This window comes from Paenibacillus gansuensis, from assembly GCF_042684925.1.
Taxonomy (GTDB): domain Bacteria; phylum Bacillota; class Bacilli; order Paenibacillales; family DY6; genus Paenibacillus_N; species Paenibacillus_N gansuensis.
This window is the reverse complement of the sequence record NZ_JBHUME010000009.1, coordinates 103202-122217: the sequence shown is the minus strand read 5'-3', so window position 1 is coordinate 122217 and position 19016 is coordinate 103202. Positions and strand designations below refer to the sequence as shown.

Genomic DNA, 19016 nt, shown 5'->3' with positions numbered 1-19016 from the left:
TTATCCAAAGGAGGCAAGCTGATGAGTGCATTGCTGGAATTCCGTCATCTGAACAAAACCTTTTATGGAGAAGGGGAAACGACCAAAGCGCTGCAAGACTTGAATCTGTCCGTGAAGGACCAAGAGTTCGTCAGCATCATCGGCCCGAGCGGCTGCGGCAAAAGCACACTGCTGAAAATCGCGGCGGGGCTCGACCTGGATTATGAAGGCATCCTGCAGCTGGATGGGGCGAAGGTGGAGAAACCGAGCAGACAGCAGGGATTTATTTTTCAGGAGCACAGGCTGTTTCCTTGGTTGACCGTTGAGAAAAATATCGCCGCCGACCTGCCCCTTCACAGCCCGGATGTCCGCGAAAGGGTGCAGGAAGCTATCAAACTCGTCAAGTTAACAGGATTCGAAAAAGCGTTTCCGAAGCAGCTCTCCGGCGGGATGAGCCAAAGGGTGGCCATTGCACGCGCCTTAATCCGTAATCCGAAAGTGCTGCTGCTGGATGAACCGTTCGGGGCGCTGGACGCGTTCACCAGGCAGCATATGCAGGAAGTGCTGCTGGATATATGGGAGAAAAACCGCACAACGATGCTCTTCGTCACTCACGATATCGATGAAGCTGTATTCCTGTCGAACCGGATCGTCGTGATGGGGGCGAGGCCGGGCGCGATCAAACGGATCCTCCCTGTGGACCTTCCTTATCCGAGAAAAAGATCCGGCAAAGCGTTTCAAGACCTCCGCAAGCAAGTGCTGGAGACCTTTGAACATAATGAAGACGCCGAAGTAGAGTTCGTTATTTAACGGGGGTGATTATCCATGTCGTTAACAACCGGGAATGAATTGACATCGTCTGCCGGACCGGCCTTGCCGCGGGTGCAGGCGGTTCGGAAAGGCAAACGACAACGTGCAGCAATAGGAGAGAAACAGTGGATTTTGGCTTTAAGGGGCTTAGTGCTGCCTGTATTGTTAGTTACTGTCTGGCAGTTGGCTTCGTTTCAGGGGTGGATATCGAAAACGATGCTGCCGTCGCCTGCGGATATCGCCCTTGAATTCTGGAATCTTACGCTATCAGGTGAATTATGGCAGCATACGCGGGTGAGCGTAGTAAGGGCGTTGTTCGGCTTTTTGCTGGGAGGATCCCTGGGCTTGTCTCTCGGCTTGCTCGTAGGATTGTTCCGAAGCGCGGAGCAGCATTTGGACCCGTCGTTTCAGATGCTTCGGACCATTCCCCATTTGGCGATTACGCCGCTGTTTATTTTGTGGTTCGGGTTTGGTGAAATGTCCAAAATACTGCTGATCGCCTTGGGCGCCTTCTTCCCGCTGTATGTGAACACATTCCTGGGCGTGCGCAGCGTGGACTCCAAGCTGTTCGATGTGGCCAAGGTGCTCGAGTTCAACCGCTGGAAGCAGCTGACCAAGCTGGTGCTCCCGGCAGCTTTGCCGAATGTGCTGCTTGGTCTTCGGCTATCCCTCGGCGTTTCCTGGCTCGGCTTGGTCGTGGCGGAGCTGATGGGCTCAAGCGAAGGCATCGGATATATGATCACGGATGCCCGTCAGTTCTCCAGAACAGCAGCAGTTTTTGTCGGGATCCTGCTCTTTGCAGTTGTCGGCAAGCTGGCTGATTCTATTGTGCGTGTGCTGGAGAACCGGCTGCTCCGCTGGAGGGACAGCTATAGAGGATAATGCAACCCCGAATGCGGCGGAATCGTCCGTGCTTCGGGGTTTTTGCATTGTAAGCTACCATTTCAAAACGGCTCCGTCGATCCGCTTCACCCCTCTAATTTTGCCCAGTTCCTCGGCCAGCTTCAAGACGGCATGGTCTTTCATTTTGGCCTCGACGATCACATCCAGGCTGTCCATATCCGCCTCCTTGCAGGCACGAAGAAAGTCAGCTACAGGCTGCGGGTCCACAAAGTCAGCATGCGCGCGGAACTCTTTTTCACTTTTGGGAGAAGAAACATGAATTTTCATCGGGATGTCCCCCCAAGTAGAGCGGATCCTCGGCAGCATGTCGATAGCGGTAACAGAAGAAGGGGTGCACCAATCGTGATGGAGATCCAGCACCAGCGGTCTGCAGAGATGTTCGCAAACGGCGGCGGTTTCCTCTAACGTATAGGTTTTGTCGTCGTTCTCGAACGTGAGTCTGCGCTTGATGAGGTCAGGGACGGAAGGGTAATGGTCATAGAGCTTTTGGATAGCGGAAGCCTTGTCTCCATAAACGCCCCCCACATGAATGTTGATGACTCCGGATTCGTCCATGCCCATGCCGTCCAGAATCGCCGCGTGATACTGCAAATCCTCGATGGCCGCAGAAACTACCTTATCGCTTCCATTCAGCAGGGTAAACTGGTTGGGATGCATGGTGAGCCGGATACCCTCGCGGCGGGCGAAATCGCCTAGTTCCCTTAGTTCTTTCTTATAAAGTGAGCCTACGTCCAGCATGACATCCGGATGGGTGGCCAAAGGGATGAGGGAGGAGGACAGGCGGAAGACGCGGATGCCGTGAGCGGCGTTAAAATACAAAATTCTCTTTGTTGCCTCCAAGTTGCCCCGCCCTACCTCGATTGCATGCTGAAGCGCCTCTTCCCGGGGCCGCTGGGAAAACAGTTTATAAGTAAAAGTCGAACTCGGCGTGTTATTAAAAATGCTTAAAGCGATCGAAACATAACCAAGACGAATGATCATGGCTTTTCTCCCCGACGGTATCAGGCGTACCGGTTGTTTTGCTTGCTTTACGTCAATACCCCGGTTGACAGGCGGCTAAAACGCGCTTATGATGTGCGGGAGTAAGGTAAGTAAGGCAATCATTTCAGGTTTCCACAGGAACCCTGTACCTATTCGCAGGAAGGAGAGAAGGGGATTTGAGTACTTTTGAAGCGGTTGTTAGGCATAAAATCATTGCCATCCTCCGGGGACTTTCCGATCAGGAGGCGGACGCGGTTGTAGAGGCCCTGGCGGACGGCGGCATTCGGCTCGTGGAAGCGACTTTAAATACGGCGGGGGCGCTTGGCATGATCCACCGGTGGAGGGAGAAGTACGACGCAGGTCTGTATGTAGGCGCGGGCACGGTACTGAATGTGGAGATGGCGAAAGATGCTGCTGCTGCAGGCGCCCAGTTCATGATCTCGCCCAACTTTGATCCCAAAGTAGTGGAGTACGGAATCAAGCAAGGAATTGATGTGTATCCTGGAGTTATGACACCGACAGAAATCGTAAACGCCTGGAACGCAGGAGCCAAAGCGGTGAAAATTTTCCCAAGCGCCACGCTCGGCTTAAACTACATCAAAGAAATCCGCGCCCCGCTTGACTCCATTCCGATGATCGCAACGGGCGGGGTGACACTGGCGAATTTCCCTGACTTCCTGCAAGCGGGCGTTACCGCGGTGGGACTTGGAAGCTCATTGGCGGACAAGCAGGCCATCCGTGAAGGACGCTTCGACCGGATCGCGGAGTCGGCCAGAGCGTTCGTTCGGGCAGCCGAGGGACAGGGGTAAATACAAGACTCTAGGCTAACCTCGGAGAAAGGGCTATAATAATGAGCAAATATGCTCAAAAAGGAGTGCGGAGGATGCCCAAAATAATTGCTCCGTCCTTTTATTTTATAGGGAACCATACAGCACTGGATTATATCAACACGAAAATTACCGTCAACGGAAAGCCTGCGGATCTGCTGAAATCATGGGATGACCTGCTGAAATGGCTGTCCTTGAGCAGTCTTCTTACCGCGGAACAAATCAGTGCCGTGAAAGATAAGTGGCCCAGCCAGGAAGCTGATTCGGCCGTAAAGGATGCAATCGAACTTCGAACCAGCCTGCTCTCAATGGTCAGGCAAAGCATGCTTGGAGACGAGTTGGCAGAAGAGGATCTAGGTCGAGTGAACCGTATCCTAATAAATCAGGTCGTCACAACAAGACTGGTCAGAACCGGAAACAGATTTGCTGTCGAACGGCAGACTGAGTTTCGGAGTCCGTCGGATTTGCTCATTCCCATAGCGGAGGCTGCGGTTGATTTGTTTGCGTATTACGATTTTGGACTGGTCAAAAAGTGCGGGAATCCGGATTGCGTTCTTTATTTTTATGACCACAGCAAGAATGGCATCCGCCGCTGGTGCAGCCCAAAAACATGCGGCAACCGAATGAAAGTAACAGCTTTTTTGAAACGGCGGAAGAGCAAAGAAGCAGAGGCAGAGTAACGTTAGAAGTCCTGGATTTTTCATCTGGGGCTTTTTCTATGCGTGATATTATTAACCTACATAATACATGTTTACAGGTTAAAAAACACAATATATAATACACCTAATGAGTTTAGGTTTGGTAAAAAAGGAGGTGCAATGATGAGCGATGTATATCATCCAGGGGAATTGGCCGTTCAAATGCTGGCGGGAGAACAATTTGCGGCAGAGCAGAACGGTGCTGGCATTAGGCCTTCCTTGTTTAAAGGCGCGATACTTTATTTACAGATACAGTCGCTTATCGTTGGTTCAACTATGGGGGATGACGGGAAGGTATGGTGCTCATTTTTGACTGGCGAGCCGGGGTTCATCGATGTTTCTGCAGAGACAGAAATGACCGTTACAGCTCGTCCTGCCGCGAGCGACCCCCTCCTTCGTAATTTGCAGTACCATCCGGAGATCGGTCTTTTAGCGATCGATTTCAACCGAAGAATCCGCCTGAGAATCAATGGAAAAGGGAGTTTCGACGGAGACCGGCGGCTGGAAGTGACAACAGAACAAGTATACGGCAATTGCCCCAAATTCATACAGAGACGATCGCTGCAACCTAGCGGCGGATTTCACCGGACCCAACGAACGGCAGACCGCAGCCGGGTTATCAGTCCTAACCAACAGGAATGGATCAGCAAGGCGGATACCTTCTTTATTGGAAGTGTCAGCTCGGAAGGGAACATGGATGCCTCTCACCGGGGCGGGCTTCCTGGATTTGTAACGGTTGCCAATGATCGATCCCTCCTCATTCCCGATTACTTCGGCAACTCCATGTTCAATACGCTTGGTAATATCTATAGCAATCCGGCCGCCGGATTATTGTTTATTGATTTTAACGGCGGTCATTCGCTGCATTTGAGCGGACGCGCCGAGATTATATGGGACCATGAGCAAGTGTCCCGGTTCCCGGGAGCGGAAAGACTTATCCGGTACGAGATTGACGATGTGCTCCAAATAGAGAATGACACGCCGATCCTATGGGAATTTCACGAGTATTCGCCTGTAAACCCGTTATTGGAGGAACGATGATGAAACCATGGGATCTTTTTCGTAAAATGAAAGGCGCGGGAAGAAGTCCGCTAAAAGTTGCTCCACGGAACGCATTTATCGGTTTTGCAGGTGGATTTGTAACGATTGCGGTGCTAAGCTTGCTGACCGACCTAACCTCCGTTATCTGGATTATGGCCCCGTTCGGAGCAAGCTGCGTATTGGCATTCGGCATCTGGGACGCTCCTCTCTCACAGCCCAGAAATATCATTGGCGGGCATTTTTTGTCCACCTTCGTCGGTCTGGTTTTCTATCATAGCTTCGGCCAGAACATGTGGGTTTCGGGTGCAGCGGTTGGAACCGCTATAGCTGTCATGATGCTGACGAAAACGACACATCCGCCGGCCGGCGCCGATCCGATCGTGGTAATCATGGCCGGGAGCGGATGGTCGTTCCTGCTGACACCTGTACTGCTTGGTTCCGTGATTGTGGTTGTCTTCGCGCTCATTGTGAATAACATGGATCGTAACCGAAACTATCCTACCTTTTGGTATTAGCGTGAGCGTTTCATACTCTGGGAATTATCAGATACAATAACGATAGACGGATCCATAACGGTCCATGTATCGATGGCATTTTTCCAATTCCAAAACATTCCTATTGAATTCTATCCAGTGGTTAATTAATATAGTGAAATGCTTATTCATACGAAACACCTCATCACACAGGTGAGGTAGAGGTCGCGGTAGTTAAGAGTATTCCGGCAGAGGCTGAAGAGGAAGCCTGGGAAGCCGAGAAGAAAGGAACTACCGCCGAAGCTTGGACGATCCATCTTTTGTCCGGGCTGGGGCCGTTTCCGAAAGGAACGGAACTGTCACGGGGGCTGCTTACCAATGCCGTCGTGTTGCGCTATCTTCACCATGGGTACGATGAGGGAAACCAGGCTGACTATTACGAGCTCAAAGCCGCCCGAATCCACTCGGGCGGCTTTTTTATGTTATCCCGGAACTTTCGTCGCCTGCATCCCTCGAAGTACGTCGTTGGAATATCGGTTTAGGCCTTTCATGTTGTATTTTATACAACTTTTTAACGGGTTTTTCTTTGTAAAATGGGACATTGCTGCAGTTTGTACAACATTTTGTACTGAAAGTGATTCAGCATGGGTAAAAATAGTGTACGCGCTGCAACATTTTGAGTGTACAGACTGTTTTGCCCGGGATAATGTTGTATAAAGTGCAGTATTTAAAGCACTTTTAGGATTCAGGACGCCTATGTATTCTGCAGCTAGTCATTTTCACGCCCTCCGGGGTTTTTATATCAGGAAGGAGCTTCAAAGAGAACATGTCACAACAACAACAACTCAAAAGAGGATTAAAGTCACGCCACATGATGATGATTTCCCTTGGCGGTTCTATCGGTACAGGCTTGTTCCTTGCCAGCGGCGGCGCGATTCATTCGGCCGGCCCGGGTGGAGCACTGCTCGCGTATCTGCTGATCGGCATTATGGTATATTTTCTTATGCAAAGTTTGGGGGAAATGGCTGCGTATCTGCCGGTTCCCGGATCTTTCAGTACGTATGCAACCCGGTTCGTTGATCCGGCTTTCGGATTCGCACTCGGCTGGAACTATTGGTACAACTGGGCGATTACGATTGCGGCCGAATTGTCCGCAGCTACATTAATTATGAAATATTGGTTCCCGGACAGTAATTCGGTACTGTGGAGCGCGTTGTTCCTTGTGTTGATGGTCGGGCTGAATCTGCTGTCGGTCAAAGGGTACGGGGAATCCGAGTACTGGTTCGCTATGATTAAAATCATTACAGTGATCGTGTTTATTGCAGTCGGGATTCTGATGATAGTCGGCATTTGGAGCGGGGATGCTCCGGGGTTAAGTAACTTTACCGGCGGGGACGCGCCGTTCCCGGGCGGGTTTCTGACCATTCTGGGCGTATTCATGGCAGCCGGTTTCTCTTTTCAGGGTACAGAGCTGGTGGGTATTGCCGCAGGAGAAAGCGAAAACCCGCGGGAGAACGTGCCCCGTGCGATCCGTTCCGTTTTTTGGCGCATCCTGTTGTTCTATATTTTGGCGATTGCTGTGATCGGGCTGCTGATTCCGTATACAAATGAGAATCTGGCCAGCAGCGAGATTACCTTGAGCCCGTTCACCATCCTGTTTGAAAAAGCGGGCCTCAGCGTCGCAGCGTCTGTAATGAACGCGGTCATCCTGACTTCTGTTCTATCCGCCGGCAATTCCGGTATGTATGCTTCCACGCGGATGCTGTGGGTATTAGCGAAGGAAGGCAAAGCGCCGAAGTTTCTGTCCAGACTGAACGGCCGGGGCATTCCGGTGGCTGCGCTGATGGTGACGGCGGCCATTGGTTTGTTCGCTTTCTTCTCCTCGTTCTTCGGAGACGGGAAAGTATACATCTGGCTGCTGAACGCATCCGGGATGACCGGATTTATCGCTTGGCTTGGCATCGCGGTCAGCCATTACCGGTTCCGCCGCGCCTTCAAGGCACAAGGTAAATCGCTTGAGGAGCTGCCGTTCCGTTCTAGATGGTTCCCGTTCGGCCCGCTTTTGGCGGCCGTCATGTGTATCGTTGTTATTATCGGACAAGCGATCGGGGCGGTTTCCGACGGACAGGTAGACTGGGTGTACCTGATAGCCTCGTATATCGGAATTCCGCTGTTCCTGATCTTCTGGCTGGGATATAAATTCAAGCATCGGACCAAACTGCTGAAACTCGAAGAATGCGATTTGAGTTCGGAGCAATAATAGCAGAGAGGCTGTCCCGCTTAGGCGGGACGGCTTTTTTTGCATGAAGTGCCGATGCTCGCAGCGTTTGAAAGATAAATAGGAAGGTTTGTGGACATGCTGCAGTGACCGGTATTTTGAAATCCATGGCCCGAAGTGTATGATAAGTACGATCAACATGCTCACTTGGAAAGGAATGCATCCTATGACTGACAACCGCACTCCGAAAGAAAAAATGCTCCAAGGCGACCTGTACCACGCAGGAGACCCTGTGCTGCTTAGAGAACGGGAAGAAGCCCGGGCGCTCACCCGCGCATTTAATGAAACGCTCGAAACGGAATACGATAAGCGCAAAACTCTGTTGAAGCAGCTGTTCGGATCTACCGGGGAAGAGCTGTATGCCGAGCCGACATTCCGCTGTGATTACGGGTATAACATACATTTGGGGAACAACTTTTTTGCCAATTTCGATTGTGTCATTCTGGACGTGTGCGAGGTGCGGATCGGCGAAAACTGCTTCATGGCTCCGGGCGTTCATATTTACACGGCGACGCATCCGATTCATCCGGCGGAGCGCAACACAGGGCTGGAGTACGGCAAGCCGGTGCGGATCGGCGACAATGTGTGGATTGGCGGACGTGCCGTAATCAATCCGGGCGTAACGATCGGAAACAATGTAGTCGTCGCTTCCGGTGCCGTGGTGACCAAAGATGTTCCGGACAATGTCATTGTCGGCGGTAATCCGGCGAGAATCATCAAGGAAGTTCAACTGTAGTACCGCGCGCAAAGCTTGTCTTCTTCCATCAAGGGGGCAGGCTTTTTCTCATGTAAAAATTTTGAATAACGGGTGTATTGACATTGACGTTGCGTAAAGGTGTAAAGTGAACATTGTCAGGAGGGAATCAGATGGAATATACAGTGCAAAAGCTCGGGCAGCTCGCCGGGATCAGCACCAGGACGCTTCGATATTACGACGAGTTGGGTATTCTGAAGCCGGCAAGGATAAACACCTCGGGGTATCGCATTTATGGGCAAGCGGAAGTGAATCGGCTGCAGCAGATTCTTTTTTACCGGGAGCTTGGCGTTAGCTTGGAGCAGATTAAGGCGATCGTGACCGATCCGGATTTTGACGGGGCACACGCACTGAAGGAACATCGGGAGAAACTCCTGGACCGGAGGGCGCAGCTCGATCTGTTAATCCGGAATGTTGAAAAGACGATTGCCCAAACGGAAGGGAGAATGTCCAATATGAGTGACAAAGAGAAATTTGAAGGCTTTAAGCAAAAGCTGATTGACGATAACGAGGCGAAATACGGGAAAGAAGTACGCGAAAAATACGGCGACGACACAGTAAATAAGTCTAACGCCAAAGTAAAGGGCATGACGGAAGAGCAGCATGAACAATTGACCCGGCTGACGGAAGAGGTTACCGATACGTTGGCGGCGGCTTTCCAAACGGGCGATCCGGCAGGGGAATTGGCGCAAAAAGCGGCCGATCTGCACAAGCAATGGCTGACCTTCTACTGGGATTCGTACAGTAAGGAAGCCCATGCAGGGCTGGCGCAAATGTACGTCGACGACGAACGGTTTACCGCTTACTACGATGCCAAACAGCCCGGAACCGCAGCATTTCTTAGAGATGCAGTCTACATTTATACGGGTACCAAGAAGCAGGACTAGGTTTCACGGAGGTCGTGCGCAGGTTTGCTGCGTGCGGCCTTTTTTTGTTGGGAAGAGGGGTATGATCCCAAATCTTATAGTAAAATGGAACATGAATTCACCTTTTCCTCTACATAGCAAAGAAAGGAGCACAACATGAAAAAAGCGGTTGTACAGTTTGTCTGCTTCGTGCTGGCAGTGTCCTTTCCTCTTACCCCGACGGCCCAGGCAGAAGGCAAAAAATTTAAAAATTGCACCGAATTGAACAAAGTGTATAAAGGAGGAGTAGCCCGCGCTGCCAACATCAAGAACAAAGGCGGCAAAACCCGGTATGCTCCACATGTATCCAAGGAAATATACGAGGCTAACACCAAGAGCGATCGTGACAAGGACGGAATTGCCTGCGAAAAATAAAAGGAGGATGCGCGCCTATGGACAGCAAGGAACGATTCACGAACCGGGTGGACAGTTACGTGAAATACCGTCCGGGTTACCCCGTAGAAGCATTGGACTATTTATATGCGAAAGTAGGTTTCCGCAGAGATTCGGTGATAGCGGATATCGGCGCGGGTACGGGCATCTTTTCCGCGTTGCTGTTGGAACGGGGAAGCAGCGTGATCGCGGTGGAACCGAACGGGGCCATGAGGGAAGCCGCGGTGCGGGTGCTGGCGGAGGAGCCGAGGTTCCGCACTGTTGCTGCAACGGCTGAACATACCGGGTTGCCGGAGAGGTCCGTTGATTTTATCGTGTGCGCCCAGTCCTTTCATTGGTTCGACCGCCCTGCAGCGCAAGCCGAATTTGCCAGGATCCTGAAGCCGGGCGGCAAGGCCGTGCTGATCTGGAACTCCAGGCTGACCTCGGGAACACCGTTTCTTGAGCAATATGAGCAGCTGCTTCGTGAATATGGAACGGACTACGAACGAGTGCAGCACAAGAATATCGACGAGTCCGCATTGGTGCCGTTTTTTGCGCCGGGCAGCTTTCAGGTGAAGCGGTTCCCGTATCGGCAATTGTTTGACTTTGAAGGATTGTGCGGCCGGCTGCAAAGCTCCTCCTATGCGCCTCCTCCGGGACATGACCGCTACGAACCGATGATCAAGGCGCTCAAAGACGTATTCGACCGGACAAAACGGGAGGGACTCGTCTCCTTTGACTATGAGACGGAAATCTTCTGGGGCGAAATGTAACCTAAGCGCAAAAACCAGCGAGTCTACTGTAATCGTACAGTGGGTTCGCTGGTTTTACTTAATGCTATGAGGTGTCACTAACTATTCGCAACGACATGGCTAGTGATATGACATATCACTAGTTCGCGCAAACTTCATCAAATGTTGCTTAAATTAGCCAATCAAAGCTGCTTAGTGCTATGTGGTATCACTAACTTCGACCGATGACACGGCTAGCGATATGACATATCACTAACTTGAGCCAACTTCCTCAAATGGTGACCCAAGTTGCCAGCTGACTATAGATCCGACTCTGTTGCACTGGAAGGCTCCGCCGAACCCTTTGACTCAGTGCCGGCCGGAGCCTTCCCGTCTACAGGGCCGGGTCCGTCGAAGCTGGGGCCGCCAAAACCGGGGCCGCCGTGGTGGACGCCGTGGTGGACGCGTCCGCCAAAGCCGTCCTTTTCAGGGAAGTTGCCGTTGACGATGTCAGCTGCAGTCGCAGCCAGATTGGCCTTTTGCTTATCATACTGCGCCTGTGTAAGGATTCCGTCAGCCAGCATCTTATCGAGTTCTGCCGTCAGCGTTTTAGTCACCTGAGCTGTTACTGCGGAAACAGCAACGCCTTTTTCGCCTGCGATCGCAGCCAGGGACTTGCCGTCGTGCAGCGCAGTGTGGAGCTCATCTTCGGTCATCCCGAACAGGGTTGCCAAGACTGTATCCTTAAACACGCCAGGCCCTCCGAAGCGAATGTGGCCCTCGGGTCCTTTCAAGCCGCCTCCTTTGCCGATCTTCGTTTCATTTACAAAGTCCTTGGCCCATGCCGCAGCTTTTGCCTTGATTGCATCATATTCAGCCTGCGTTATGGCGCCGGCCTTTACCTGCTTATCCAAAACCGCACTCATCGTTTTCGCTGTCAGATCAATAACCTTCTGGACTTCTACTTTCTTCTCTTTAGCCACCACTGCAACCGTTTTGCCGGAGCCCAGCGCTGTTTTCAACTCAGCAGCAGTTACACCGAGAAGCTTAGTGAACTCAGGGTTGTTCAATACAGCTGCCTCGAATTCGTGATGTCCGCCGTCGAAGCGGATTTTGTCCTTACGTCCAACGAAGGCGTCGTTCACCATTGAAGTGACCTTCGCGGTAATCGCCGTTTTTTCCTTATCATATTCCGCTTGCGTTATTTTTCCGGCTTTGAGCGCCGCTTCCAGGGAAGCGATTATCGGTTTCGCCTGGAGGTCGATCACTTTTTGTACGTCTACCCCTTGTTCACCTGCAATGGCGGCCAGTGTTTTGCCCGACTTTAGAGCTTTGCGCAGTTCCGCCTCCGTCATGCCGAGCAGCTTTGCAGTTTCAGCACCGTCCGGAGCAAACCGCGGTCCTTTGCCAAAATGGACTTTAACCTTCTGAACCGTTTCCGCCGCCCAGGCGTTGTTCGTAACCAATGCTCCGTTTCCTGCCGTTACCGCTAGTGCCAACAAACTTGCTGCAATCATTTTCTTATTCATGTGAATTCCTCCTAGAGAATGGGTGTCTTGTTTTACAAGGATCACTTTACGCGGACTTGGTGAAAAAACGGTGAAAAAAACGGGTTCATCTCATCTTTTTTCTCAAAAATTTCCGGACGAGGTTTACAATCTATCAAAACGGGCGACTCTAGGACTATGAATCTTTCATAGTTTGGGAGGGTGTCTATATGAAATGGTATGTTCCAGCTAAAAGCAGCCTGTTGATTTCCGCTTTATTTTGTTCCCTTTTTTTCGGCGCTGCAGCCGTCAGTGCACATGACTTCATCGGCAGCGACCCCCATGTTGGCAGAGTGAAACCGAATTCTACTATAAAAAACGCAGCCGCTGTAAACCAGCAAATCAAGCCTGTATCCCGCGGGGTTCACCTTGCAGCACCTGCAGTTAAGCAGCTCAAATACAGAGTTAACACAGGTGACACGCTCTACCGTATTGCAAGGAAGTTCGGCGTAACCGTAGATGCCTTGCAGGCCGTCAACCGGATTCATAATCCGAATCAGCTGTCCGTAGGGGCACAGCTCGAGGTGCCGCAAAAACAAATTTCCGCCGCCAAAACGCTGCTCGCAGGCAAGCAGGTGGTAGCGCAAGTGATTACGGCCAAGCTGACCGCCTACACGGCAGGGTTTGAGTCAACCGGCAAAAGGCCATCGCATCCGGCCTACGGCATTACCTCGAGCGGGGCGAAAGTGAAGGAAGGCCGAACGATTGCGGTCGATCCCAAAATTATTCCCATCGGGAGCACCGTCTACATTGAGGGAATCGGGATCCGGAGAGCGGAAGATACCGGGTCAGCCATCAAAGGGGCCAGGATTGACGTATTCATGAAAGACCTGAAGAAAGCCCGGAAATTCGGCGTGAAAAAAGATGTGAAAGTATACGTACTTTCCGGCCCGCAGGACCGGGCTTCGTTATAGCAGCACGGAGAGGACCCGCAAGGGTCTTTTTTCGTTGAACAACCTGTATTACAATTAGGGCATCATGTCACGAATGGGGAACGGGAGGCCTGACTGCATGCTGGCATATTTAAAACAGGTGGCTGCTTCGTGGATCGACTTCCCCTTGAGACCGGGGCTTATCGTCCGAAAGAAGTATCGCATTGAACATTTTCTGGGAATAGGCAGTTACGGACTTACCTATGTGGGCAAAGAGCTCGCGACCGGAAAGGAATTTGTGCTGAAGCAAGCCAAGCCCAGCAAAGGCAGCAAAGCAAGGCTGCTTCTGGCCCGGGAAGCGGATATCCTGCAAATGCTGGACCTTGCTCAGATTCCGAAGCTGACGGAAGTGTTCGAATGGAGGAAGAAGCCGTTTCTCGTCATGGATTACATTCGGGGGCAGACGGTGGAGGACCTGATTTTTCTGGAAGGAAGGACCTTCAGCGAGACAGACTGTTTGAAGCTGATGCTTGAACTGACACGGCTGGTAGAAATGATTCATAACCAAGGGATCGTTCATTTGGATTTGAGGATACCGAACGTGCTAATGAAGGAGGGCAAGCTGCATGTCATCGACTTCGGCTTGGCCCGAAAGATCGGAGAGGAGCCCGAACCGGAACCGAAAGGTCTGGATGCGGCGGCGGCTGCGGAACACAGGCTCAGGCGTACGCCTCAGCCGGCAAGCGATTTATACGCGCTCGGCCATTTCCTGCTGTTCTTGCTCTATTCGGCTTATGAAACCCCACAGGAAGAGGAGGAAGCGGACTGGCAGACGGAACTTCAGCTGGCTCCAGACCTAAAAGGCGCCCTAAGGCGCCTTCTGCAGATCGATCAACCCTATTCCGGGGCGACCGAATTCAGGTCGGAACTAATCGAACTTCTACGCGTCAGATCGGCGCTTTAGCTCGAGCTGCCGTAACGGTTTTTATAATGCTTATGGCCATGCCCGTGATGTTTATGCCCGAAGTCCGAGCTGGAGTGGCGGGTGTAGACGGGACGCTGATGTTTATAATCACTGCTGCTGTGTTTGTAGTGGCGGTACGGCCGATGGTGTCCCGATTTGGAACCCAGCAGGGAATGAAGTAATTTTTGGAGCAGATGTTTTAGCATAGAAACAACCTCCTTGGTTATTTGAAACTATACTATGTAGTACGAAGAGACCTTAGGAGGGTTTCTTTTTTTAAAAACACTATATTGCATTATAGAATAGCTTGCAGTATATTATAGACATGGGTATTCAACATTGATGAATAGCTTGTTATGAAGGATAGGTGGAGGATGACCATGAATGTGCAGTTTAAGAAGGGTGTGCTGGAAATCTGCGTACTTGCCCTGGTTGCAAGAAGGGACCGCTACGGGTATGAGTTAGCCGTAAAGATATCGGAGAAATTCGAGGTGGCGGTAGGGAGCGTTTACCCGCTGCTGAACAGGCTGACCCAGGAGGAGTACTTCTCCACGTACTTGCAGGAGTCGCCGGAAGGGCCGCCGCGAAAGTATTACAGCCTGACCCCCAAAGGGAGGCTTCATATGATGGATTTGAAGGATGAGTGGAAGCAGTTTGCGGAAGCTGTGAACGCTTTGTTAGCGGAAGGAGAGCAGGATTGAGATGAGAAGGGAATTATTTTTGAGCCAGTTGGAGTCGTCTCTTGCCGGTGTGCCTGATGTGTTGAGAAGAGAGTGGATGTTCGATTACGAGGAGCATTTTCGTATAGCCGAATTGGAAGGAAGGCCGGAATCAGAGGTGGCGGATGAGCTCGGGGACCCCCAGATGATTGCGAAAGAGCTGCTGATGAGCTACAGGGTAACCCAAGCTGAGGAGAACAGCAGCATAACTAACGTGATGAGAGCTGTAACCGCGGCAGTAAGTTTGGGGTTTGTTAATCTTTTGTTCGTATTGGCCCCTTTTATCGGAGTATGTGCAATCATAGTTTCTTTATGGGTTGTGGGTGCAGCATGTTCCTTATCAGGACTGGTATTTGCAGGTGCGGGGGTGTTCCGGGGAGGCGGCAGCATGTTGCAAGGTATCTTTGTCGGGCTGACTTTGTCTTCGCTGGGCGTCCTGATTTTTTACGGAATGGCTGCTGTCACGAAGGTGTTTCTGGCTTGGACCATCCGGTATATCCGGTTTAACGTGAAGATTGTAAAGGAGTAATGAGACATGAAAACAGGTGTCAAAATGGCGCTGCTAGGGCTGGTCATCGGGCTGGCCGGTACAGCGCTCACGATAAATAAAGGCGATATGTTCACGTTCCGGACAGAGCCTGTGTCCCTGGAACGCATCGTCGAACATTCGAAAGCCGTCAAAGCCGTCATTGTAGCTGACAGTGCCGACATGAAGATCATTCCGGCGGAGGGAGACCGGGTGAAGGTGAGCATAGCGGGAAAGGTAAGCCTGCACCAGGCGGACCGGCTACTGCTTACTGCGGAGGAATCAGGAGATACGCTGACGATACGGGCCGATTGGAAGGATCAGTTTGTCGTCGGTGTCAGCATGGCTGAACTGGATATGACTGTCGAGCTGCCCAAAAGAGTATATGACTCCTTCAAGCTTCGGACAGACAGCGGCAACGCCGTGATTACCGGGGTACAGGCGGATTCAATGGAAGTGGACAGTGATTCCGGAAAGGTTACAGTGGAAGATAGCCAGGCGGAAAAGCTCTTGTTTGACGGCGACAGCAGCACAATGTCTTTTGTGAACGTGCTGGCGGATTTGAAAGGAACAACGGACTCAGGGGATGTTGTTATTACAGGCAAACAGTGGGACCGTACCGCCGAGGTGAAAACGGACAGCGGCGACGTTACTGTAACCTTGTCCGAGCAGCCGCAGTCCATGAGAATTCAGTATACGACGGATTCAGGAAAGCAACAGCTGGATTTCGACGGCATCATGCGGGATGATTCGCAAGAAGGTAATTATCAGGCTCACTTTGGGAGTGGAGAGAAGAAGTTTGAGGTAAACACAGACTCGGGAGACTTCACTTTCCGCCAACAATAAAGGGTATACATGAATATCCCCCGCTGCAGCGGTTTGGCCGCCTGCAGCGGGGGATGTTTGTAAGTATGGGTTAGCTTGGATTTATTCCGGCGGACCGCTGCAGCCTTTTGGCGATTTCCAGAAAGTCCCCCTTCGACACGCCGGGAGCAAACTCCTCCGGCATTTCCTCCAAATCGATATTCGGCGCTCCTTCCGGCATCCCGGTGATCACTTCAAGCGGCTGCTTCGTTTCAGGATGCTGACCTTTCCAAATATAGCGGATATCTTCATAATCCTGGTCGCTCCACGTATAAAGCTTATTGGAGAGGTGCTGGAATTTCCGGGAGGTTTCGAATGCGTCGTTCGACAGGTCCGGGATAGGGAGCATCTTGGTCACATCCGCACCCGTCGCCATTTCCAGTGCCTTGGCGTAAGCAACGATATGCGTGCCTCCCCGCACAAGCAAATAGCCGACCACTTCGCGTACAACCGGGTGGCTGGTCATTTCATATACGCGCATTTTATTGGTCCGGGCGCCGCACTCCAGGTAGAAGTTATGAAGCAGATCGAATACCAGGTTTCCGGTATTCACCACATAGTCGCCGCGCCAAGGATTCCCCATGGAATCCGCAACTAAGGCCGTTTGTGCGTGGGAGATAAAATGCTGTGAATTCCTTTTGTCGACACCTGGCTGTAATGGTGCCGCATCCGGGTCCGCTGTGAAACTCGAAGGGGTTAACGTCAGGTCGATACCGGTGCTTACGATCTCGACATGGCCGAACTCCTCAGCCGTAATGCTGGCGATCAGGTCGAAGAAGGGTTTCAGCTTCTTTTTGCCGCGGAAGTTAAAGGATTGAAACATATAGTTGTTCAGCGTGGACATCTCGCCGAATTTGCCCCCTAGCAGTTCCTGCATCGCCGCCGCGGCGTTTGCGTCCGAGTACCCCGGTTTCGGGAGCTCGATGGCAATTTTGTTAAAACGTTTGATCAACGGGATTCCCCCTATAAAGGATTTTAAAATATGAAAATGACGGCGTAAGCCGTCTCACCTTGTTAACGTATATTCATAAATCGACACAAATAGAACACTCCAGGGGGAGGAGTGTCCTATCCGAAAGCTTTCTGGCGATTGTTGTCGTACAAGCTTACATTTCAGGCGTAATCCAAATGATCTGCTGAATTCGAATGAAGAAAAGGGACATGCTGTCTCTGGCCTGAACTACGATATGGTCGGGTTTCACGTCTTTCAAAGTTCCGCGGATAATGCCCCGGGGCGTTTCCAATGCGACATTTTTGCCAATAACGGTAGACAGGGTTTGAAATACGAAAGGCTCCACGATGTACTGCGGCTGCGGCATGGCGGTAGCCATATTCTCGTTACGGTAAGCATCATAAGACATTTCCATGTAACCTCCTTTGATCTAGTTTCAGTCTATGCGACTGCCCAGAAAAGGTATGGGCGGATGCCCAGCACAACTGCGAAAGTTGCGGGTGTATGTCTAAACCATTATAAACGGGCTATTTCCCTAAAAGGTTGCATGCAGAAATGAGCAACATATTGAGGAGGTATCTCGTTAGAGAGAATGTGAACAGGCCATTGGTACTGTATTAACAACAACAGCGAAGGAGAGATTGATCATGAAAAAACAGAAATGGATAATGCTTACCGTAGGCGTAGGGATCCTTGGGGCTTCCGCTGGTGCCGGGGCGCAAGGTTTAATCGAACAGGTAAAAGGTGTGCTGCGCAACGATGTCGGCATTTCGGTGAACGGTGAGGCAACCTCACTCCATCCGGTATATATTAAAGGCAAAGCGTACCTGCCTGCCAGAGAAACTACAACGGCAATGGGGTATACCATGCACTGGGACGGCAAAGGCAAGCGCATCGACATCCAGGGAACTAAAGGAGGAGGCGGCTCTGAAGAAGAGAAGCTGATTCCGGTTTCCGGCGTAATCGTAAGTGCGGAACCAGCTGGCAACCAGGTCCGTGTAGAAGTATTGGGACATGGTCCGAACAAATGGATTATTCTCTTTGTGGATAAGGAAACAGCACTGACGAACGCGGAAGGTAAGCCTTTTGCCGCAGCGGATTTGAAAGCGGGCATGAGAATTACAGCGGAGTACGGTCCTGCCATCGCGCTGAGCTACCCAGGTCAATCCCATGCGGTGAAACTGCAGGTGCAAGGGGAGTCTCTTGTAAAAGAGCAGGCGATTTCCGATGTGAAAAAGACTGATGACGGCTGGCAAGTATCTTTCAGCGAAAACGGCAAGGATACTTCGCTCGTGTTGACCGCAGGCAAAGAGACAATGGTTGTGAATGCTCAAGGTGAATCAGTAGATTGGAACGCTTTGAAAAAGGGTTCGAACGTACGCGCTTACTACGGTCCGATGACGACGAAGAGCCTGCCGCCGCAAAGCCCGCTGCATGTGCTTGTAGTTTTGGATGAGCAGACTCAAGCTCCTGTAGATGTGAAGGAATACCGCAATCTGGCATGGTCCTTCCTTCCGAAAGAACAAAAATCTCACGTTACAACTAAGCATCAGGACGCGGAAGTAAACTTCGTATCCGCTGCTGATGTCAGCGTGATGACGACAACGGACCGTCAAAAGCAGCTTCTGGCTGACCTGAAGGCCAAAGGCGGAAAGCTGGCGACTGTCACTTACAACACCGATCAAGATGAGCTGTTAGGGCCTATCACGGTTGCAATCGATGTAGAAACTAAAGAGCTTGTTGGATTCTTTGCTAGACGGTAATCTAAGTTGAAATAATGATAAATGGCAGTGCAGGAATGACATCCTGCCTGCCAT

The 19016-nt window shown here is 51.3% G+C and carries 22 protein-coding genes and 1 riboswitch; of the genes, 17 read left to right on the top strand and 5 right to left on the bottom strand.

Going from position 1 to position 19016, the window contains the following annotated elements; translation table 11 throughout:
- Positions 1 to 21 precede the first annotated feature (21 nt).
- Complete coding sequence (locus ACFSUF_RS15815; protein WP_377604143.1) at positions 22 to 789, top strand: ABC transporter ATP-binding protein; 768 nt, start codon at positions 22 to 24, stop codon at positions 787 to 789.
- Between the two features lie 39 nt (positions 790 to 828).
- Entirely contained in the window at positions 829 to 1671 is an 843-nt protein-coding gene (locus tag ACFSUF_RS15810; protein WP_377604461.1) for an ABC transporter permease, read from the top strand.
- Positions 1672 to 1725: 54 nt separating this feature from the next.
- On the opposite strand, the gene uvsE is transcribed toward ACFSUF_RS15810, so the two are convergent.
- Positions 1726 to 2673, bottom strand: coding sequence for a UV DNA damage repair endonuclease UvsE (uvsE, locus tag ACFSUF_RS15805; protein ID WP_377604141.1), 948 nt, complete (start codon positions 2671 to 2673; stop codon positions 1726 to 1728).
- A 176-nt stretch (positions 2674 to 2849) separates the two neighbouring features.
- Between uvsE and ACFSUF_RS15800 the strand changes: the two genes are divergently transcribed.
- The 9 genes from ACFSUF_RS15800 to ACFSUF_RS15760 all read left to right on the top strand — a co-directional run bounded on the left by ACFSUF_RS15800 (position 2850) and on the right by ACFSUF_RS15760 (position 10797).
- Positions 2850 to 3482: a bifunctional 4-hydroxy-2-oxoglutarate aldolase/2-dehydro-3-deoxy-phosphogluconate aldolase gene (locus ACFSUF_RS15800; RefSeq protein WP_377604139.1), complete on the top strand. Its 633-nt coding sequence runs from the start codon at positions 2850 to 2852 to the stop codon at positions 3480 to 3482.
- Positions 3483 to 3556: 74 nt separating this feature from the next.
- Complete coding sequence (locus tag ACFSUF_RS15795; RefSeq protein ID WP_377604137.1) at positions 3557 to 4180, top strand: CGNR zinc finger domain-containing protein; 624 nt, start codon at positions 3557 to 3559, stop codon at positions 4178 to 4180.
- Between the two features lie 138 nt (positions 4181 to 4318).
- Entirely contained in the window at positions 4319 to 5239 is a 921-nt protein-coding gene (locus tag ACFSUF_RS15790) for a pyridoxamine 5'-phosphate oxidase family protein (RefSeq protein WP_377604134.1), read from the top strand.
- A complete protein-coding gene (locus tag ACFSUF_RS15785) occupies positions 5236 to 5754 on the top strand; it encodes an HPP family protein (protein WP_377604132.1) in 519 nt (172 codons plus the stop codon). Before ACFSUF_RS15790 ends, ACFSUF_RS15785 begins: the two co-directional genes overlap by 4 nt.
- 169 nt (positions 5755 to 5923) lie before the next feature.
- Positions 5924 to 6117: riboswitch (Lysine riboswitch) on the top strand.
- A gap of 421 nt (positions 6118 to 6538) precedes the next feature.
- Entirely contained in the window at positions 6539 to 7972 is a 1434-nt protein-coding gene (locus tag ACFSUF_RS15780) for an amino acid permease (RefSeq protein WP_377604130.1), read from the top strand.
- 184 nt (positions 7973 to 8156) lie between these two features.
- Positions 8157 to 8726 (top strand): sugar O-acetyltransferase, encoded by a 570-nt coding sequence (locus tag ACFSUF_RS15775; protein ID WP_377604128.1) that lies wholly within the window; start codon positions 8157 to 8159, stop codon positions 8724 to 8726.
- A gap of 131 nt (positions 8727 to 8857) precedes the next feature.
- Entirely contained in the window at positions 8858 to 9631 is a 774-nt protein-coding gene (locus tag ACFSUF_RS15770; protein ID WP_377604126.1) for a MerR family transcriptional regulator, read from the top strand.
- Between the two features lie 135 nt (positions 9632 to 9766).
- Positions 9767 to 10024, top strand: a complete 258-nt coding sequence (locus ACFSUF_RS15765) for an excalibur calcium-binding domain-containing protein (RefSeq protein WP_377604124.1) — start codon at positions 9767 to 9769, stop codon at positions 10022 to 10024.
- A gap of 17 nt (positions 10025 to 10041) precedes the next feature.
- Complete coding sequence (locus tag ACFSUF_RS15760; protein ID WP_377604122.1) at positions 10042 to 10797, top strand: class I SAM-dependent methyltransferase; 756 nt, start codon at positions 10042 to 10044, stop codon at positions 10795 to 10797.
- Between the two features lie 278 nt (positions 10798 to 11075).
- On the opposite strand, the gene ACFSUF_RS15755 is transcribed toward ACFSUF_RS15760, so the two are convergent.
- Positions 11076 to 12284: an SHOCT domain-containing protein gene (locus tag ACFSUF_RS15755; RefSeq protein ID WP_377604120.1), complete on the bottom strand. Its 1209-nt coding sequence runs from the start codon at positions 12282 to 12284 to the stop codon at positions 11076 to 11078.
- A 188-nt stretch (positions 12285 to 12472) separates the two neighbouring features.
- Between ACFSUF_RS15755 and ACFSUF_RS15750 the strand changes: the two genes are divergently transcribed.
- Both ACFSUF_RS15750 and ACFSUF_RS15745 read left to right on the top strand, forming a co-directional pair.
- Positions 12473 to 13216: a 3D domain-containing protein gene (locus tag ACFSUF_RS15750; protein ID WP_377604118.1), complete on the top strand. Its 744-nt coding sequence runs from the start codon at positions 12473 to 12475 to the stop codon at positions 13214 to 13216.
- A 97-nt stretch (positions 13217 to 13313) separates the two neighbouring features.
- Positions 13314 to 14138: a serine/threonine protein kinase gene (locus ACFSUF_RS15745; protein ID WP_377604116.1), complete on the top strand. Its 825-nt coding sequence runs from the start codon at positions 13314 to 13316 to the stop codon at positions 14136 to 14138.
- On the opposite strand, the gene ACFSUF_RS15740 is transcribed toward ACFSUF_RS15745, so the two are convergent.
- On the bottom strand, positions 14135 to 14344 hold the full coding sequence (locus ACFSUF_RS15740; RefSeq protein WP_377604114.1) for a hypothetical protein: 210 nt from the start codon (positions 14342 to 14344) through the stop codon (positions 14135 to 14137). The genes ACFSUF_RS15745 and ACFSUF_RS15740 overlap by 4 nt on opposite strands.
- Before the next feature lie 174 nt (positions 14345 to 14518).
- Between ACFSUF_RS15740 and ACFSUF_RS15735 the strand changes: the two genes are divergently transcribed.
- The 3 genes from ACFSUF_RS15735 to ACFSUF_RS15725 are packed head-to-tail and all read left to right on the top strand — an operon-like array spanning position 14519 to position 16229.
- Positions 14519 to 14839: a PadR family transcriptional regulator gene (locus tag ACFSUF_RS15735; RefSeq protein ID WP_377604112.1), complete on the top strand. Its 321-nt coding sequence runs from the start codon at positions 14519 to 14521 to the stop codon at positions 14837 to 14839.
- A gap of 1 nt (position 14840) precedes the next feature.
- On the top strand, positions 14841 to 15386 hold the full coding sequence (locus tag ACFSUF_RS15730; protein WP_377604110.1) for an HAAS signaling domain-containing protein: 546 nt from the start codon (positions 14841 to 14843) through the stop codon (positions 15384 to 15386).
- Between the two features lie 6 nt (positions 15387 to 15392).
- Positions 15393 to 16229 carry a DUF4097 family beta strand repeat-containing protein gene (locus tag ACFSUF_RS15725; protein WP_377604108.1) on the top strand — a complete coding sequence of 279 codons (837 nt, stop codon included), beginning with the start codon at positions 15393 to 15395 and terminating at the stop codon, positions 16227 to 16229.
- 70 nt (positions 16230 to 16299) lie between these two features.
- On the opposite strand, the gene ACFSUF_RS15720 is transcribed toward ACFSUF_RS15725, so the two are convergent.
- Together ACFSUF_RS15720 and ACFSUF_RS15715 are read right to left on the bottom strand one after the other, a co-directional pair.
- A complete protein-coding gene (locus tag ACFSUF_RS15720; RefSeq protein WP_377604106.1) occupies positions 16300 to 17199 on the bottom strand; it encodes a manganese catalase family protein in 900 nt (299 codons plus the stop codon).
- 154 nt (positions 17200 to 17353) lie between these two features.
- Positions 17354 to 17608 (bottom strand): YuzF family protein, encoded by a 255-nt coding sequence (locus ACFSUF_RS15715; protein ID WP_377604103.1) that lies wholly within the window; start codon positions 17606 to 17608, stop codon positions 17354 to 17356.
- 238 nt (positions 17609 to 17846) lie between these two features.
- On the opposite strand from ACFSUF_RS15715, the gene ACFSUF_RS15710 reads away from it, so the two are divergent.
- Complete coding sequence (locus ACFSUF_RS15710) at positions 17847 to 18962, top strand: hypothetical protein (RefSeq protein ID WP_377604101.1); 1116 nt, start codon at positions 17847 to 17849, stop codon at positions 18960 to 18962.
- The last annotated feature ends 54 nt before the right edge of the window (positions 18963 to 19016 follow it).

Excerpts from the sequence above, each read along its gene's own strand:
- ACFSUF_RS15760 (WP_377604122.1), top strand. The coding sequence starts at position 10,042 with ATGGACAGCAAGGAACGATTCACGAACCGGGTGGACAGTTACGTGAAA.
- ACFSUF_RS15740 (WP_377604114.1), bottom strand. The coding sequence starts at position 14,344 with ATGCTAAAACATCTGCTCCAAAAATTACTTCATTCCCTGCTGGGTTCC.
- ACFSUF_RS15785 (WP_377604132.1), top strand. The coding sequence starts at position 5,236 with ATGATGAAACCATGGGATCTTTTTCGTAAAATGAAAGGCGCGGGAAGA.
- uvsE (WP_377604141.1), bottom strand. The coding sequence starts at position 2,673 with ATGATCATTCGTCTTGGTTATGTTTCGATCGCTTTAAGCATTTTTAAT.
- ACFSUF_RS15815 (WP_377604143.1), top strand. The coding sequence starts at position 22 with ATGAGTGCATTGCTGGAATTCCGTCATCTGAACAAAACCTTTTATGGA.
- ACFSUF_RS15725 (WP_377604108.1), top strand. The coding sequence starts at position 15,393 with ATGAAAACAGGTGTCAAAATGGCGCTGCTAGGGCTGGTCATCGGGCTG.
- ACFSUF_RS15765 (WP_377604124.1), top strand. The coding sequence starts at position 9,767 with ATGAAAAAAGCGGTTGTACAGTTTGTCTGCTTCGTGCTGGCAGTGTCC.
- ACFSUF_RS15770 (WP_377604126.1), top strand. The coding sequence starts at position 8,858 with ATGGAATATACAGTGCAAAAGCTCGGGCAGCTCGCCGGGATCAGCACC.
- ACFSUF_RS15750 (WP_377604118.1), top strand. The coding sequence starts at position 12,473 with ATGAAATGGTATGTTCCAGCTAAAAGCAGCCTGTTGATTTCCGCTTTA.
- ACFSUF_RS15710 (WP_377604101.1), top strand. The coding sequence starts at position 17,847 with ATGAAAAAACAGAAATGGATAATGCTTACCGTAGGCGTAGGGATCCTT.
- ACFSUF_RS15795 (WP_377604137.1), top strand. The coding sequence starts at position 3,557 with ATGCCCAAAATAATTGCTCCGTCCTTTTATTTTATAGGGAACCATACA.
- ACFSUF_RS15755 (WP_377604120.1), bottom strand. The coding sequence starts at position 12,284 with ATGAATAAGAAAATGATTGCAGCAAGTTTGTTGGCACTAGCGGTAACG.
- ACFSUF_RS15745 (WP_377604116.1), top strand. The coding sequence starts at position 13,314 with ATGCTGGCATATTTAAAACAGGTGGCTGCTTCGTGGATCGACTTCCCC.
- ACFSUF_RS15775 (WP_377604128.1), top strand. The coding sequence starts at position 8,157 with ATGACTGACAACCGCACTCCGAAAGAAAAAATGCTCCAAGGCGACCTG.
- ACFSUF_RS15780 (WP_377604130.1), top strand. The coding sequence starts at position 6,539 with ATGTCACAACAACAACAACTCAAAAGAGGATTAAAGTCACGCCACATG.
- ACFSUF_RS15715 (WP_377604103.1), bottom strand. The coding sequence starts at position 17,608 with ATGTCTTATGATGCTTACCGTAACGAGAATATGGCTACCGCCATGCCG.
- ACFSUF_RS15735 (WP_377604112.1), top strand. The coding sequence starts at position 14,519 with ATGAATGTGCAGTTTAAGAAGGGTGTGCTGGAAATCTGCGTACTTGCC.
- ACFSUF_RS15730 (WP_377604110.1), top strand. The coding sequence starts at position 14,841 with ATGAGAAGGGAATTATTTTTGAGCCAGTTGGAGTCGTCTCTTGCCGGT.
- ACFSUF_RS15790 (WP_377604134.1), top strand. The coding sequence starts at position 4,319 with ATGATGAGCGATGTATATCATCCAGGGGAATTGGCCGTTCAAATGCTG.